15 protein-coding genes are annotated in these 15,712 nt (G+C 67.7%); 7 read left to right on the forward strand and 8 right to left on the reverse strand.

Annotated features, from left to right (window positions below):
• Both WKI94_RS08830 and WKI94_RS08835 read left to right on the forward strand, forming a co-directional pair.
• Positions 1-987 (forward strand): [LysW]-lysine hydrolase (locus WKI94_RS08830; protein ID WP_337845388.1); only part of this gene is annotated, 987 nt, incomplete at its 5' end.
• A gap of 40 nt (positions 988-1,027) precedes the next feature.
• Positions 1,028-2,623, forward strand: coding sequence for a GGDEF domain-containing protein (locus WKI94_RS08835; RefSeq protein ID WP_337845389.1), 1,596 nt, complete (start codon positions 1,028-1,030; stop codon positions 2,621-2,623).
• A 61-nt stretch (positions 2,624-2,684) separates the two neighbouring features.
• Here the strand turns inward: WKI94_RS08835 and WKI94_RS08840 are convergent, their stop codons facing one another.
• From WKI94_RS08840 to WKI94_RS08875, 8 genes are all read right to left on the reverse strand, one after another.
• Positions 2,685-3,284, reverse strand: a complete 600-nt coding sequence (locus WKI94_RS08840; RefSeq protein WP_337845390.1) for a DUF1641 domain-containing protein — start codon at positions 3,282-3,284, stop codon at positions 2,685-2,687.
• Between the two features lie 9 nt (positions 3,285-3,293).
• Entirely contained in the window at positions 3,294-4,430 is a 1,137-nt protein-coding gene (locus WKI94_RS08845; protein ID WP_337845391.1) for an FAD-dependent oxidoreductase, read from the reverse strand.
• A 97-nt stretch (positions 4,431-4,527) separates the two neighbouring features.
• A complete protein-coding gene (locus WKI94_RS08850) occupies positions 4,528-5,529 on the reverse strand; it encodes a hypothetical protein (protein ID WP_337845392.1) in 1,002 nt (333 codons plus the stop codon).
• Entirely contained in the window at positions 5,513-6,025 is a 513-nt protein-coding gene (locus WKI94_RS08855) for a cytochrome c (RefSeq protein ID WP_337845393.1), read from the reverse strand. The genes WKI94_RS08850 and WKI94_RS08855 overlap by 17 nt, the downstream gene beginning before the upstream one ends.
• Positions 6,018-6,536, reverse strand: coding sequence for a DUF3341 domain-containing protein (locus WKI94_RS08860; RefSeq protein WP_337845394.1), 519 nt, complete (start codon positions 6,534-6,536; stop codon positions 6,018-6,020). The genes WKI94_RS08855 and WKI94_RS08860 overlap by 8 nt, the downstream gene beginning before the upstream one ends.
• A gap of 9 nt (positions 6,537-6,545) precedes the next feature.
• Entirely contained in the window at positions 6,546-7,892 is a 1,347-nt protein-coding gene (gene nrfD / locus WKI94_RS08865) for an NrfD/PsrC family molybdoenzyme membrane anchor subunit (protein WP_337845395.1), read from the reverse strand.
• Complete coding sequence (locus WKI94_RS08870; protein ID WP_337845396.1) at positions 7,885-10,515, reverse strand: 4Fe-4S dicluster domain-containing protein; 2,631 nt, start codon at positions 10,513-10,515, stop codon at positions 7,885-7,887. The genes nrfD and WKI94_RS08870 overlap by 8 nt, the downstream gene beginning before the upstream one ends.
• Positions 10,516-10,523: 8 nt before the next feature.
• Positions 10,524-11,159, reverse strand: coding sequence for a cytochrome c3 family protein (locus WKI94_RS08875; protein ID WP_337845397.1), 636 nt, complete (start codon positions 11,157-11,159; stop codon positions 10,524-10,526).
• Positions 11,160-11,475: 316 nt separating this feature from the next.
• Between WKI94_RS08875 and WKI94_RS08880 the strand changes: the two genes are divergently transcribed.
• From WKI94_RS08880 to WKI94_RS08900, 5 genes are all read left to right on the forward strand, one after another.
• The gene (locus tag WKI94_RS08880; RefSeq protein ID WP_337845398.1) at positions 11,476-12,621 is read left to right on the forward strand and encodes a glycosyltransferase family 4 protein; all 1,146 of its coding nucleotides are present in this window, start codon (positions 11,476-11,478) and stop codon (positions 12,619-12,621) included.
• Positions 12,599-13,273 (forward strand): hypothetical protein, encoded by a 675-nt coding sequence (locus WKI94_RS08885; protein ID WP_337845399.1) that lies wholly within the window; start codon positions 12,599-12,601, stop codon positions 13,271-13,273. The genes WKI94_RS08880 and WKI94_RS08885 overlap by 23 nt, the downstream gene beginning before the upstream one ends.
• Before the next feature lie 71 nt (positions 13,274-13,344).
• Positions 13,345-13,569: a hypothetical protein gene (locus tag WKI94_RS08890; protein WP_337845400.1), complete on the forward strand. Its 225-nt coding sequence runs from the start codon at positions 13,345-13,347 to the stop codon at positions 13,567-13,569.
• Entirely contained in the window at positions 13,566-14,576 is a 1,011-nt protein-coding gene (locus tag WKI94_RS08895; RefSeq protein ID WP_337845401.1) for a glycosyltransferase family 4 protein, read from the forward strand. The genes WKI94_RS08890 and WKI94_RS08895 overlap by 4 nt, the downstream gene beginning before the upstream one ends.
• Positions 14,573-15,712: sugar phosphate nucleotidyltransferase (locus WKI94_RS08900; RefSeq protein ID WP_337845402.1), on the forward strand; the 1,140-nt coding region annotated here is incomplete at its 3' end. The genes WKI94_RS08895 and WKI94_RS08900, both read left to right, overlap by 4 nt.

Consider the following 15,712-nt stretch of genomic DNA (forward strand, 5'->3'; position numbering starts at 1 on the left):
CTGGTGGCGGAGTACCTGGTGGAGGGGATGCGGCGGCTTGGCCTCGAGGCCTTCGTGGACGAGGCGGACAACGCCCGGGGCCGGGTGGGGGAAGGCCCCATCCAGGTGGTCCTTCTGGGGCACATCGACACCGTGCCCGGGGAGGTGCCGGTTAGGCTTGTGGACGGGAAGCTCTTCGGCCGGGGGGCGGTGGACGCCAAGGGGCCCTTTGTGGCCATGGTCTTCGCCGCCGCCGGCCTCTCGGAAGAGGCGAGAAGGCGCCTCACCGTCCACCTGGTGGGGGCCACGGAGGAGGAGGCCCCAAGCTCCAAGGGGGCGCGGTTCGTGGCCCCCAGGCTCAAGCCGGACTATGTGGTCATCGGGGAGCCCTCGGGCTGGGAGGGGATCACCCTGGGGTACAAGGGAAGGCTTCTCGTCAGGGTCAAGCGGGAGAAGGACCACTTCCACTCCGCCCACCACGAGCCGAACGCGGCGGAAGAGCTCATCAGCTACTTCGTGGCCATCAAGGTCTGGGCCGAGGCCATGAACGTGGGGCAAAGGCCCTTTGACCAGGTGCAGTACACCCTCCGGGATTTCCGCATCCACCCGGCGGAGCTCAAGCAGAGGGCGGAGATGTTCTTTGACCTAAGGCTTCCCCCAAGGCTTCCCCCCGAGGAGGCCATCCGCCACCTCACGGCCTACGCCCCCCCCACGCTGGAGCTGGAGTTCTTCGGGCGGGAGGTGCCCTACGTGGGGCCCAAGGACACCCCCCTCACCCGCGCCTTGAGGCGGGGGATCCGCCAAGCCGGAGGAAAGCCCGTCTTCAAGTACAAGACGGGCACCAGCGACATGAACGTCCTGGCCCCCCACTGGCAGGTGCCCATGGTGGCCTACGGGCCCGGGGACTCCACCCTGGACCACACCCCCCACGAGCACGTGGAGGTGGAGGAGTTCCTAAAGGGGATTGAGGCCCTAAGGGGGGCCCTCGAGGCCCTGGCCCGGGGTTAAACGCCCACCCTTCGCACCCGCCCTCGGCTAAACTGAGGCCGTGGGGTTTATCTTAGCCTCATTGGCGTTTCTGGTATTCCTGGGCCTATTCCCGCTTACTGCTCCTCATAGCGAGCTCTGGGTGGAGCCCCTGGTGGCCCTTTTTGCAGGGGGGTACCTCTGGCGCCGGGGGATACGGATCTGGGGCGGGGCCCTTTTGGCCTTTGGGGCAGGGGATCTCCTATGGAGCCTGGAGGAAGTACGGGAGGTAAGGGAAAACTTCCTTTTGGAACTCCCCTACTTCCTGGGGTACGGCCTCTTTACCCTGGGCCTTTTGCGCCTACCAGGAAGGCCCCCCCGCTACGCCCTGGCCCTCCTGCCTCTGGCCCTGGCCGGCCTGTACGGGGGGCTAGGGGTTCCTGCCGGGGTGGACCGGGTATACGCTTTATGGGATGCCCTTCTCCTCCTCCTCTTCCTTCCCCGGGCGGAGCGGCTCCTCTACAATTCAAACTTCAAGGAAGCCTTGGTCCTGGTGGGGCTTTTGCTCTTCTTGGTGGCCGATTTGGCCTACGTGCTCCTGGAGGCCCAAGGGGGGTATCCCCTAGGCCACCCGGTGCACCTCCTCTGGACCCTGAGCTACCTGTTTTGGGTCCTGGGTTTCGGCCCCCTCGCCTTTAGGGGTTTCCTAGGCCCAGGGTTGGTCTTCCTGGGGCTATGGGCCATGCCAGCCACCCTGCTAGGGGAACAGAGCCCCTCGGGTCTTCGCCTTCTGGCCCTTTACAGCACCTTGGTGGGAGGGCTTGGCCTCCTTTACGCGGATTTCCTAGAAAGAAGGCGGATCGCCGAGAAGCAGGAACGCTGGGGACAGTTCCTGGAACACCTGACCCGTCTAAGCCCCCGGGTCACCCAAACCCTAAGCCCCGAAGCCCTCCTCCTGGAGGCCCTTAAGGCAGCCCAGGAGCTTTGGCCGGAGGCGGTGGGCCTCGAGGTGCGGGCCCGCCGGGGGCTGGTGGGGGAAAGGACCTCCCATGCGGTGCCCATTCCCATGAACGGGGACACGGCCTTCCTCTACTTCCGCGCTCCCCCCGCCCAAGACTTTCCCGGGGCTTTAAGCCTCCTCGGGGAGAGGATCCGCCAGGGGCTCCGGCAGATGGAGTGGGGGGCCATGGCCCTCCAGGACCCCCTCACCGGACTTTGGAACCGCCGGGGCCTGGAGTTGGAGCTTCCCAAGCTCCTGGCCCTGGCCTCGCGCTACGCCGCCCCGGTGAGCGTGGCCTTTTTGGACATAGACCGCTTCAAAAGCGTGAACGACATCCACGGCCACCCCGTGGGGGACGAGGTTTTAAGGCGGCTTGGGGCCATCATCGGGGCCAGCGTCCGCCGGGAGGACCTGGCCGTGCGGTATGGGGGGGAGGAGTTCCTTCTGGTCCTCTACGGGGCGGACCTCGAGGCTGCCCGGGAGGTGGTGGAGCGGATCCGAGCCCGATTCCAGGGGGAGCGGATCCCCCCCATCCCCCACCCCCTCACCCTCTCCGCGGGGGTGGCCGGGGGAAGGGTACCGGGAAGCCTGGAAGAGATGGAGGAGTGGATCCTAAAGGCCGACTTCGCTCTCCTCCGGGCCAAGGAGACGGGGCGGAACCGGGTGACCTTTGCTTAGGTACCCCACCGATGCGAAAGCTTCGGTGGGGGCGCCCATGGGGATTGTTCCAGGGTGGTGCTTAGCCCTTGGGCTTTATCTTGGCCATGAGGGCCTCGAGGGCCTTCATCTCCTCGTTCATGTGGCCAAAGGCCCGGCCCAGGGCCTTAAGGAGGAGAAAGAGCACGCCCAGGGCCTTTTGCACCTCGGGGTCGGAAAGCTGGCGCAAAAGCCCCGCCAGACCCACCCTGGGCGGGTCCCGCATGACCTCGGGGGTAAAGGTTTCGGAAAGCCCCTTCTGCAAAGCCCCAGCCATCATCCCCACCGCCGCGGGTTCAATGCGGGAGAGGATATCCAGCACATTGGCCCCGTGGGAGAGGAGGCGGAGCACCTGGGGCTCCATGAGCATCCCCAGCCCCTCGCCGAAGTTCTCCGATAGGTGGCCCAGGAAGGCTAGGGCCCCCGAGCGCTCCAGCTTCTCCAGGGTCTCCGCCAGCTTCTCCAAGGCCTCCGCCTGGTCCAGGAAGCGGGCCAGGAGGGAAACCAGCTGGAGGTTCTTGGGGTCCAAGAGGAGGCCCAGGTTCTCCAAAAGGGTCTCCCCCACCCCCACCTGGGCCAAAAGGGCGAGGCCGCTTTTGTCCAGAACCTCCTCAATCCGGCTGAGCCGTTCCTCTACCGTCATGGCCGCCTCCTACTCAATGAGGGTGGAGAACCAGAAGCCCTCAAAGAGCATCTTGGTTACCCGCACCCACTTGCCCACGGCCATCACGCCGCAGGATGGCATGCCCGTACCCGAAAGCACCCATTCAAAGGAGCACTGGGGCAGGAGGGCGTTGTCGCCGAAGTCCATGATGCACATGGCCACGGGGTTGAAGGGCTCCCCGATGTAGGCCCCCTTGAGGTCCGAGGCGATGACCCCAGCCACGAACTCCCCCTGGAAGTGGGCCACCACCCCCGCCGGGGGCAGCATGAGGGCCGGGTTCACCGTGTCCCCGATGACGAAAACGTTGGGGTACTTGGGGGAACGGAAGGTGGACCGGTCCACCTCAGGGAAGCCGTTCGGCCCCGCCAGGGGGCTTTCCCGCACCACCCGGTTGGGGGCAAAGGGCGGGGTGAGGATGAGGAGGTCGTAGGGAAGCTCCCTGCCGTCCTTGGCCTTCACCTTCCCCCCCTCAAAGGCCACCGGCTCAAACTCCCCGTGGAAGGCGATGCCCTTAGAACGCAGAATCTCCATCACCTTGCCGGAGATGATAGGCCCCATTCCCGCCAGGGGCATGGGGTTCAGGTGGAACACGTCCACAGTGCTCTTCCCCCGAATCCCCTTCACCTTGAGGGCGAACTCCACCTGGCCCGCCACCTCGTAGGGCGCGGGGGGACAAGGGTAGTAAGGGGAGGAAACCCCCACCACCACCCGGCCCCCCTGGAAGCCCTTCAGGGCCTCCCGCAGGCGAAGGGCCCCCGCTAGGCTCCAGGGGGCGTGGCCGTCGGGGGCGGGGGAAGGCAAGGGCTCGGCCCCCAAGGAGACCACCAGGTAATCGTAGGGAAGCTCCCCTGCACTGGTCTTCACCCGGTTGTTGGCCGGGTCCAGAGCCTCCACCGTGGCCTGGAGGTAGCGGATCCCCCGCTTTTCCAGGTTGGCCAGGGGGCGGCGGACCTGCTCCGGCTCCCGCAAGCCGAAGGCCACCCAGGGGTAGGCGGGCATGAACTCGTGGTGGGTGTTGCGGTCCACCAGGGTGACCTCCACCTCCTCTCCCAAGAGCTTCTTCACCTTGTTGGCCGCCACCAGGCCACCCGAGCCGCCACCTAGGACCAGAACCTTGCGTGCCATCTTCCACCTCCCGGGTACACCTACCACGTACCCCTATCCCCAAGTTAGGGCAGGGATTCTTGTGAAAGTAGGTGCAAATGCCCCAGGAGGAGGCCGATCAGGTGGGTCTGGGGCCTAGGCGCGCCTGGAAGAGGAGGACAAGGCCTATAGCGGGGAGGAGAAGCCAGGCCCCCACCCCGCCCAAAGGTGGGAGCACGTACCAGGCCAGGTGGAAGAGGCGGAAGAGGGCCACCCAAAGGGCCACGGGAAAGAGGTAGCGGGCCCTTCGCTTGGGGAGGTTGGTAAGGAGGTAGAGGAAAGGGAGGAAGAACCCCCCCACGGCCCAAAGGGCGGCCACCTCGTCCCAAGGGCCCTCGAGGCGCTTCAGGTAGAACTCCACCTCGTGGGGCAAGTCTCCGCCCCAAACGATGATGAGGGTGGTGGCCTCCACGTAGATCCAGATGATGGAGAGGGCCAAGAGGAGGTTGGTGTGGTTCTGGGCGTGGCCCATGAGGGCGGCATCCCCCCGCCTTGCGGCTAGGGCCACGGCCACCGCCAGGGCGAAAAGGGCCGCGGAGAGGAGGAGGATGGCCCCGAAGGAGGCGGAGTAGAAGTGGGCCTCGAGGGCCTTGAAGAGGTCGTAGGTGAGGAAGGTCCCCGCGGCGAAGACCAGGGGAAGCCCCCAGGCCCCCACCTCGGCCCGGTGTTCCCCCGGCCTAAGGCGGCTCAGGACGAAGGCGAAGAGGAGGAAGAAGGCCAGGTAGCGGAGGAACATGAAGGGGGCGTTGAGGTAGGGAGCCCGGTGAACCAGGATGGGGTCCAGCTCCGCTCCGGGCCGGGCCCAGGGGAAAATCTCGGGGAGGAAGAGGAAGAAGGGCAGACCCAAAAGCCCCATGAGGGGTAGGAGCCGGGCCAAGGGGTAAAGGTAGGGCTCCAGGGGAATCCCCCAGCGGCTTTTGAGGGCGTTATGCAGGAGGAGGACCAAGAGAGCCCCCAGGGAGAGGAGGAGGAAGACCGCAAAGGGAAAGTAGGCCGCCTTGGGGGAGAAAAAGCCCAAGGCGTAAAGGCCGAGGCCCAAAAGCCCCGTAAGGCCCAGCCGCGCTTCAATAGACCTCTGCATTGGTCACCTCCAAAGGGCATGCCTCCTCCAGGAGGCAGCGCTTGATGTAGCGGGCGATGAGCCAGCGCTCCCTTTCGGGGATCCGGCCCCTATAGGAGAGCATCCGGCCAAAGCCGTTGGTGGCGGCGAAGTAGAAGTAGCCTTCCGGCTGAACCCGCACCGCCGGGTCCAGGAAGGAGCGGGGCTTGGGCATCCCCAAGGGGATGATCCGGCCATCCCCCTCCCCGGTAAGCCCGTGGCAGATGGCACAGAAGCTTCGGTAGAGGGTCTTACCCCGGAGAAGCTCCGCCTCGGCGAAGAGGTAAGGGCTTTCCGCAAACCCCCCCTCAGGCTTAAGGCCGGTACGGGCGGTGAGGTCCAGGTTGTCACCAAAGCGGATGCGCTCTTCGGGGAGGGCCACCTCCAAGGGGGCCTCCCGGAACGCCTTCACCTTGGGCTGGTCCCACATCCAGCCGCAGGCGGAAAGGAGGAGGACCAGGGGCAAAAACCTAATCACGCCGCACCTCCTCCACCTCGGCCCCCAGGGCCAGAAGCTCCGCCCGGGTGCGCTCGAGGTCAAACCGGGGGTCGGAGGCGTAGACAAAGATCCCGTACTCGTCCAAAAGGACCCGCGGGTAGGCCTTGGCCCGCACCGCGGGGTGGTCCGCCAGGGGGAGGCCGTTTAAGTAGAGGAGAACGAGGAAGATGCCCACGGTGATGGTGAGGATGGTGAGCTCAAAGGTCACGGGGATAAAGGCTGGCCAGCCCAGAAGGGGCTTGCTCCCAGCGTTATGGGGGTAGTCCAGGGTGGTGTAGACCTGGAGGAAAAGCCCCAGGCCCGCCCCCAAGACCCCTAGGAGGAAGGCGATCCAGGGGATGCGCCCATCCCCCCCCAGGACCTCCTCCACCCCTTCCACGGGGTTGGGGGTCAGGGCCTCGAGGCGCCGGTACCCCGCTCCCTTCAGGGCCTTCAAGGCCTGCAAGAGCCCTTCCGGGGAGTCAAAGTAGGCCATGAGTCCGTAAAGCATACGCCCCTCCTAGTGCCTGAGCTTGTGGAAGAGGTGCACCATCTCCGCCACGGCGATGGGGGGGAAGATGCGGATGAAGAGGCCAAGGCCAAAGAGGAAGAACCCAATGGTACCGAGGAAAAGCGTCCAGTCCACCCAGGTGGGGAAGTAGAGCTGGGCGCTTCCCGGGAGGAAGTCCCGGGAGAGGCTGATGACCACGATGACGAACCGCTCCAGCCACATGCCCACGTTGGCCAGGATGGAAAAGAGGAAAAGCCAGGTGAGGTTATGGCGGAAGCGGGGGAACCAGAGGGTCTGGAGCAGGACCACGTTGATGAACATCATGGCCCAGTAGTAGGGGGCGTAGGGCCCCGTCATACGCCAAAGCTGCTGGGCCCACTCCGCGGGGTCGGCGGAGTACCAGGCGATGAAGATCTCCAGGAGGTAGATGTAGGCCACCCCGAGCCCCGAGGCCAGGGTCACCTTGGCCATCCAGTCCAGGTGCCGCTCGGTGATCACCCCTTCCAGCCGGTACCACTTCCTCAAGGGGATGATGAGGGTGAGGGCCATGGCGAAGCCCGAGTAGATGGCCCCCGCGGCGAAGAAGGGCGGGAAGACCGTGAGGTGCCAGCCCGGAACAAGGCCGTAGGCGAAGTCCATGCTCACCACGGAGTGCACGCTGATGACCACCGGGGTGGCGAGGCCCGCCAGGAGGACGTAGACCGCCCGGTACCGCTGCCAGTGCACCGCGTTCCCCGTCCACCCCAAAGAAAGCCAACCGTAAAGCCTCCGGCGCCAACCCTGGCTCCTTTCCCTGAGGAGGGCCAGGTCGGGGATGAGGCCCAAGTAGAGGAAAAGGGTGGAGATGGTGAGGTAGGTCATGATGGCCAGGACGTCCCAGGAGAGGGGGCTTTTGTACTGGGGCCAGAGAGCCATGTGGGTGGGGTAGGGCATGACCCAGTAGAAGAGCTGGGGCCGGCCCATGTGGATGAGAGGGTAGGTGGCCGCACAGAGCACGGCAAAGAGGGTCATGGCCTCCGTGACCCGGTTTAAGGAATCCCGCCAGTTCTGGCGCATGAGGACCAGGATGGCGCTGATGAGGGTCCCCGCGTGGCCGATGCCGATCCACCACACGAAGTGGACGATGTCAAACCCCCAGGCCACCGGCTGGTTGATGCCCCAGGTCCCAAGACCCCGGACAAGGGTGATGAAGAGGGCGTACAGCCAGGCCAGGGTGAGGGCCGCCCCCACGGCCAGGACCACCTTCCAGGGCCTGGGCGGGGGCTTCTCCACCGGCTCCAGGAGCTTTTCCACTAGACTCCTCTCCGTCCATTCCCCCTGGATGAGGTCGCGGTCGGGGTGCGGTTCCTTAGCCATGGTTCGCCTCCAGCTTGGGGTTTTTGTTCTTCAGGTGGGCCAGGTAGCCGGTGCGGGGCCAGGTGTTGGCCTCCTCCAGGAGGAAGTAGTGGCGGCCCTCCTTTCTATGGGCCTGGATGGGATCTTCCGGGTCCTTGAGGTCGCCGAAGTGGATGGCCTGCCCCGGGCAGACCTCCTGGCAGGCGGTGCGGATCTCCCCGGTGCGAAGGGGCCGGCCCTCCACCGCCGCCTGGGCCCGGGCGAGCTCAATGCGCTGGACGCAGTAGGTGCACTTTTCCATCACCCCCCGGCTCCGCACCGTGACCTCGGGGTTCATGAGGAGGGCGAGGGGGCTTTCCTTGGCCTTGCGGGGGTCCCCCTTGCCGATGAAGGCCTCTCCGTAGGGGAAGAAGTTGAAGCGCCGGGCCTTATAGGGGCAGTTGCCCGAGCAGTACTTGGTGCCCACGCAGCGGTTGTAGACCATGAGGTTGAGGCCCTCGGGGGAGTGCTCCGTGGCCGCCACAGGGCAGACCGCCTCGCAGGGGGCCTTCTCGCAGTGCTGGCACATCACGGGCTGGTGGAGGACCCCTTCCTCCGTGTAGTAGCGGTCTATGCGGATCCAGTGCATCTCCCGCCCCTTGGCCACCTCCTCTTTGCCCACGGCGGGGATGTTGTTCTCCACCTGGCAGGCGAGGACGCAAAGCCCGCACCCCAGGCAGCGGCTCAGGTCCACGCTCATGGCCCAGGCGTGCGTCCCCTCCGGCCAGGGGGGGTAGAAGGAGAGGCGCTTCTCTCCGTGGGGCTCGGCCTTAAGGGCCTCCGCCTCCCCCATGACCTTGACCGCTTCCGCCTCCCCCAGGTGGCCGTGGTACTGGGTGGAGACCAGGGGGTAGTCCCGGCCGGTGGCCTCCAGGCTGGCCTCGTAGGGCCCCACTCCGGGAAGGAAGAGGTGGGCCAGGGAGGCCACCGCGCTCCCCGCGGGAAGGGTAGGCTCCAGCCAGAGGGGGAGGAGGCCTTCCTTCTCCCCGGCCTTCACCCTGAGAAGGGGCCGGCGCCCATCCCCCTTCCGCTCCCGCGCCCGCACCAGTTCCAAGAGGCCCAAGCCCTCCGCCTCCTTCTCCGAGAGGAGCAGGGCCCCGTCCCAGACCAGGCGGGTGAGGGGGCGGGGGAGCTCCTGGAGGTAGGGGTTTTCCCGGTAGCGGCCATCATAAAGGCCCGAGTCCGGCCTCAGGGTGAGCTCCAGGGGGGCTTCCTCCAAGGGCGGGGGCAGGCGGCCCTCGAGGCCCGGCCTGGGGCTAAGGGCAAGAGGGGCGGCCTCCTCCAGGGGCCGGCCCTCGGCCAGGGCCCGCTTCTCCTCCGGGGTGTAGGCGGGAAGCTCCTCCCCAAGAAGCCCCGCCAGGACCTCCTCCAGGCTTTTACCCCCCCAGAGGGGCACCAACAGGGCCTGGGAGAGCCAAAGCCGCCCAAAGGCGTCCCGGGCCTGCTGGGTGGCCTCCAAGGGGTGGGCCAAGGGGAGGCTGTAGGGGGCAGAGCGGGGGTAGAGGCTTAGACGGGCAGCGAAGGCTTTGCCCTGGAGGTCCGGCTCTGGCCCCTCCGCAGCCCAGACCACCCGGGGGGCCTCCTGGACCTCCACCCAGGCCCCAGGGGTGGCCGCCACCCGCTCCGGGGGCTCCACGTAGACCACGGGGGCCCCTAGGCGCGCGTTCACCGCCATGGCCAGGGCCTGGGCCCCGGGGGAAAGGTGCACGCCGGGCAGGAGGAGCCCACCCCGCTTTAGGTCCTCCACCAGGGCGGGGAGGAAACCCCCGTAGTCCGAAGGGGGCTCGCCGGAAAGGACCCCCAGGGCCTGGGCCAGGGCCCGGAGGAAGGCCTCCACCCCAGAGGGCTTCAGGGCCAGGCGGTGGTCGGCCATGGTCCCAAGGAGGCCCGCCCCGCTTTCCACCGCGTAGATGCGGTTCATGGGGGGGACCCGCCGCTTGGCAAGGGCGGCCCAGAGGGCGTAGCCCGCGGGATGCTCGTGGAGGTCCAGGTCCAAAAGGAGGACGGTCTCCGCCTCCGCAGGACGGTAGACGGGCCAGGCCCGCCGCCCAAAGAGGAGCTCCGCTCCCAGGTAGACGTTCTCCAGGCTCCAGGCCTCGAAGTAGAGGGGCTTGAGGTTAGGGAAGCGGGCCTGGACGCGGTCCAGAAGGGCCTCGAGGCGGGGGGAGGTCACCCGGGGGAGGACAAGGAGGGTCTCCCCCTCGGCCAAAGCCTCCCGCCAAGCGGCGAAGAAGCCTTCCCAGTCCGGGGCCTTCCCTTTGCGGGCGGGGTCGTAGAGGGCGTAGAGCCCGGCCAGAGGATAGGGGCTCATGGCCTCCCCTAGGGGGGCCATGAAGAGGGGCCGTTCCTGGTAGGTGCGCACCAACACCGGCTCGGCAAACCCGGCGTGGACAGGGGCGGCCACATACTCCGCCCGCCCGCCCTCCACCACCCACTCCGGCTGGCGCACAAAGGGCACCCCCTTGCGCCGCACGTTGGGGGTACAGGCCGCCAAGGAGGCCAGGCCTAGGGCCAGAAAGCCCCGCCGGGTCACGGCCCCGAAGGGAAACTCCTCGCGAAAAAGGGTATTTTCCAGCGCCTCTTCCAACCCACGTCGTCCCTTCATGCCTCCTCCTAGCGGTGGCAGGTGTTGCAGCTTTCCAGTTCCATGGCGGGCCGGATGCGGTAGGCCTCCTTAAGCTTCTCGCCCAGGGCAGGGTCCGGCTGGTAGGCCATGTTGAAGACCTGCTCCTTGGGCCTCAGGCGCGATTGTGGGTTGCGGTGGCAGTCCAGGCAGAACTTCATGGTGAAGGCCTGGGGCTGGTAGACCACCTGCATCTGGTCCACCCGGCCGTGGCACTCCGCGCACCCCACCCCCTTGGCCACGTGGGCCCCGTGGTGGAAGTAGACGAAGTCCGGGAGGTTGATGACCCGGTTCCACTTTAGGGGCTCCCCCGTCTCCCAGCTTTGGCGCACGGGGGCTAGGTTGGGGCTGTCGGGCTTGATGAAGGTGTGGCAGGTCATGCAGGTCTCCGTGGGGGGAAGGCCGGCGTAGGGAGCGCGCTCGGCCGAGGGGTGGCAGTAGCGGCAGGAGAGACCGAGGCCACCCGCGTGGAAGGCGTGGCTGAAGGGTACGGGCTGCTCCACCGGGCGGGTGCGCTGCTCAAAAGCCCCCACCGCCACCCCGGAGAAGACCACCAGGAGGAGGGCGAACACCCCCATCACCGAGCCCCAGAAAAGCGTCCTGACCCAGCGGTTTCTTCGCCTCATGCCACCTCCGGCCTTAGGGGCTAAGCCTAGGGGAACGGCCTTCAGGGTTCAATCAAGGAGGGGTGGGCGTCTCATAAGCTGATTCCGCGAGCCCATGGCCGTAGACCCCTGTTGGCTTATCGCTCAGGGGTACACTACACCGAAGGTCAAGGGACAAATGTCCCGGCCTGCCCAGCACAGGGCTCCCAAGGGGGGAGCGGTGTTTAAGTCAGGTTCTCTTCTATTGATAAAAGCAGATTTTTTGAAAGGTTTTCTGTGGATTTGTGCTATAATAAGCACGGCTAGCGTAGCCCCTGAGGGGGCAGGAGGTGGAATCGTGGTCACGCTGATCGGAACCTATCCGCCCATCCACTGCGGCATCGCCACCTTCAACCGCGACCTCCATAGGGCCCTCCTCGAGGCGGGGTTGGAGGTCCAGGTGACGGTGGTGGCCGAGGCGGAGGACCTCCACCTCCCCTTTCCTCCCGAGGTCGTCCGGGCCATCCCCAAGGGGGAGCGGGCCGCCTACCGCGCCCTGGCCCAAGGCCTCAAGGGGGCAGCCGTGCTCCAGCACGAGTACGGGCTCTACGGGGGCCGCTGGGGGGAGTGGGCCTTGGACCTCCTGGAGGGGAAGGGACCTAAGGTGGTGGTCCTGCACACCCTCCTGGAGAACCCGCCCCCCGGGCTCACCCCCGAGGACGTGGCCTACATGCAGGCCCTCCTCCGGGCCCTAGGGGAGCGGGCCCAGGCCCTGGTCACCCTTCACCCGGAGGGGGAGCGCCTCCTGAGGCGTTTTGGGGTGCGGACCCCCGTGGCCTACATCCCCCACGGGATGCCGGACCTGCCCCGCCCCAAGAAGGAGGCCCTGAAGCGGGCCCTGGGTCTCGAGGGCCACTTCCTCCTCCTCACCCACGGCCTCCTGGGGCCGGGGAAGGGCCTGGAGCTGGCCCTGAAGGCCCTGGCCCAGGTGCGGGCTCAAAACCCTAGGGTGCGCTACCTGGTGGCGGGGCGGCTCCACCCCAACCTGGAGCGGCGGGAGGGCCGGCGCTACCTCGAGGCCCTAGAGGGGCTGGCCCGGGAGCTTGGGGTGGGGGAGGCCTTCCTCCTAAGGGAGGGGTACCTTTCGGAGGAGGAGCTTTACCAGCTGGTGGGGGCGGCGGACCTCTTCCTTCTCCCCTATCCCAACCTGGAGCAGATCGCCTCCGGCACCCTCTCCTACGCCCTGGGGCTTGGCAAGGTGGTCCTCGCCACCCCCTTCCGCCACGCCCGCCAGGCCCTCTCCGAGGAGCGGGGCCTCCTCCTCCCCCAAGACCCTGGGGCCTGGGCCCAGGCCATCCTGGAGCTTTCAGAAAACCCCGGACGCCTCATGGCCATGGAGGAGCGGGCCTACGCCTACGCGCGGCGCTTCACCTGGCCCCGGGTGGGCCGGGCTTACCGCGACCTCCTCCTGGAGGTGGGCGGTGTTCGGCTTGGAGTGGCTTAGGGCCCGGACGAAGGGCTGGGGCCTCCTGGAGCACGCCCGAGGGGGGCTTCCCCTCCTTGGAGAGGGCTACACCACGGACGACAACGCCCGGGCCCTCCTCCCCCCCGGGGCCCAGGACCGGGCCCTGGCCCAGACCTACCTGGCCTTCCTGGCCTACATGCAGCGGGAGGACGGCCGCTTCCGGAATGACCTGAGCCTCGAGGGCCGCCACGAGGACGAGGGGGAGGTGGAAGACCCCACCGGCCGGGCGGTCTGGGCCCTGGCCGCGGCCAGCCTGCGCCTAGGGTTCCCCGACCTGCAGGAGGCGGCCCGAAGCGTCCTGGAGCAGGCCTACCGGGCGGTGGAGGGGCTTTCTGCGCCCCGGGCCCAGGCCTACGCCCTCTTGGGCCTCTTGGCCCTAAGGGACGCCCCAGCCCGCGAGCTCGCCCATCTCCTGGGCCAGCGCCTCCTCAGGGCCTTCCGGGAGGCGGAGGCGGCCTGGCCCTTCCCCGGGCCCCTCATCTACGCCAACCACCGGCCGGTGGAGGCCCTTTGGGCCTACGCCCAGGCCTTCGGGGACGGCGAGGCGCAGACCCTGGCCCTACGCGCCAAGGGTTTCCTGGACCAGCTTTACTTTCAGGAGGATCCAGAGGGGCCCTTCTTTGACCCCTAGGGAACGCCTTCCTGCGGCCCGGCGAGGCCAAGCCCCCCTTTGACCAGCAGCCCATCGAGGCCAAGGCGGCGGTGAGCTTTTACCTGAGGCTAGGGGAGCGGGCCAAGGCGGAGCTGGCCTTCCTCTGGTTCCACGGCAGGAACCGCCTCAAGGCCCCCCTGGTGGACGCCTTTGGGCCCATGGACGGCCTTACGCCCAAGGGCCCTAACCATAACCGCGGGGCGGAGGCCCTCCTCTCCTACCTCCTCGCCTGGCAGGCCCTGGTTCAGGGCCCCTTCCCGGAGGTGGGGCCGTGAGGGTGGCCATGCTGGCCCCCATCGCCTGGCGGGTCCCCCCGAGGCGCTACGGCCCCTGGGAGCAGGTGGTCTACGACCTCACGGAGGCCCTTTTGGACCTAGGGGTGGAGGTCACCCTCTACGCCACCTGCGACGCCGAGACCCGGGCCCCCTTGCGCTGCACCACCCCCAGGCCCCTTTGGGAGGACCCGGAGGCGGACTGGAAAGTGGAGGAGTTCCTCCACATCGCCCGGGCCATGGAGGAGGCGGGGGAGTTTGACCTCGTGCACAGCCACTACGATTTCATGCCCCTCTACTTCGCCCCCTTCCTGCAAACCCCCCTCCTCACCACCATCCACGGCTTCTCCAGCGAGAAGATCAAGAAGGTTTACCGCCGCTACGCCGGCCTGCCCCACGTGCACTACGTGGCCATCTCCCAGGCGGACCTGGACCCCACCCTCCCCTACCTCGGGGTGGTCCACCATGGGGTGGACCCGGCCCGCTACCGGGTGGGGCCTGGGGGGAAGCACCTCCTCGTCCTCTCCCGCATCCACCCCGACAAGGGGATCAAGGAGGCCCTCCTCCTGGCCCAACGGGCGGGCCTGCCCCTCAAGATCGCGGGGCCCATCCAGGACGAGGCCTACTTCCAGAAGGAGGTGGCCCCCCTTCTCGGGGAAGGGCGGGACTTCCTGGGCCCCGTAACCCCTGAGGAGCGGAGGACCCTCCTGGACGGGGCCATCGCCCTAGTCCACCTGGTCAACTTCCCCGAGCCCTTCGGCCTCGCCCCCGTGGAGGCCATGATGAGCGGGGTGCCCGTCCTGGCCCGGCCCCTTGGGGCCCTGCCGGAAACCGTGCGCCCCGGGGAGACCGGGTTCTTCGTGGAAAGCTGGGAGGAAGGCCTGGAAGCCCTGGAGGTCCTGGGCCGTCTGGACCGCAAGGCCATCCGCGCCTACGCCGAGGGCCGTTTTTCCCGGAGAAGGATGGCGGAGGAGTACCTTGCCCTTTACCGAAAGGCGGTGATGGGATGAAGGCCTACGCCCTGGTCCTCGCCGGGGGGCGGGGGGAGCGGCTTTGGCCCCTCTCCCAGCCCCACCGGCCCAAGCCCTTCCTCCCCCTCTTTGGGGGAAGGACCCTCCTCGAGGCCACCCTGGAGCGCATCGCCCCCCTCTTTCCCCCGGAGAGGACCCTCCTCATCCTGAGGGAGGCCCACCGGGAGGCGGCCTTGCCCTACGCCCATAGGGCCCGCCTCCTCCTGGAGCCCGAGGGGCGGGACACCGCGGGGGCCATCCTCCTGGGCCTAGCCCAGGCCATGCGGGAGGGGGCGGAGGCGGTCCTCGCCCTGCCCGCAGACCACTACGTGGGGGACGAGGCGGCCTTCCGGGAGGCCCTGATGGCCATGTTGGAGGCCGCGGAGGAGGGGTGGGTGGTCACCTTGGGGATCCGCCCCACCCGGCCGGAAACGGAGTACGGCTACATCCGCCTAGGCCCCTGGGAGGGGCGCTGGTACCGCGGGGTGGCCTTCGTGGAGAAGCCCAGCTACGCCCGGGCCCTGGAGTACCTCCGGGAGGGCTACCTCTGGAACGGGGGGGTCTTCGCCTTCCGCCCCTCCACCATGGCCGGGCTCTTCCGGCGCCACCTCCCCTCCCACGGGGAGGCCCTCTCCGCTCTCCTGGAGGGCGCCCCACCCGAGGCCGTCTACCCGAACCTCCCCAAGGTCTCCATCGACTACGGGGTCATGGAGAAGGCCGAGGCCTTCCGGGTGGTGCCCGCCGCCTTCCCCTGGGACGACGTGGGCACCTGGCGGGCCCTGGAGCGCATCCTGGAGCCCGACGAGGAGGGAAACGTGGTCCTGGGCTCGGGGCGGCACGTGGGCCTGGACACCCGGGGGTGCATCGTCTACACCCAAGGGGGCATGGTGGCCACCCTGGGGGTTTCGGGGCTGGTGGTGGCCCAGCTTGGGGACACCGTCCTCGTGGCCGACAAGGAGAGGGCCCGGGAGGTGCGGGCCCTGGTACAGAAGGTGGAGGAAGGGGCACCTGTGCTCGGACAAACACATGTGAGACTGCCCCAACTAAAATGTGGGGACCACTCCAACATGAAGGAGGTCCCCACGAATGCAGCTTACCACCATCGGCCAGGAGATGTGGAAGGGAGCCCGGCTGGC

It is taken from the genome of Thermus sp. (genome assembly GCF_037444525.1).
Classification (GTDB): Bacteria; Deinococcota; Deinococci; order Deinococcales; family Thermaceae; genus Thermus.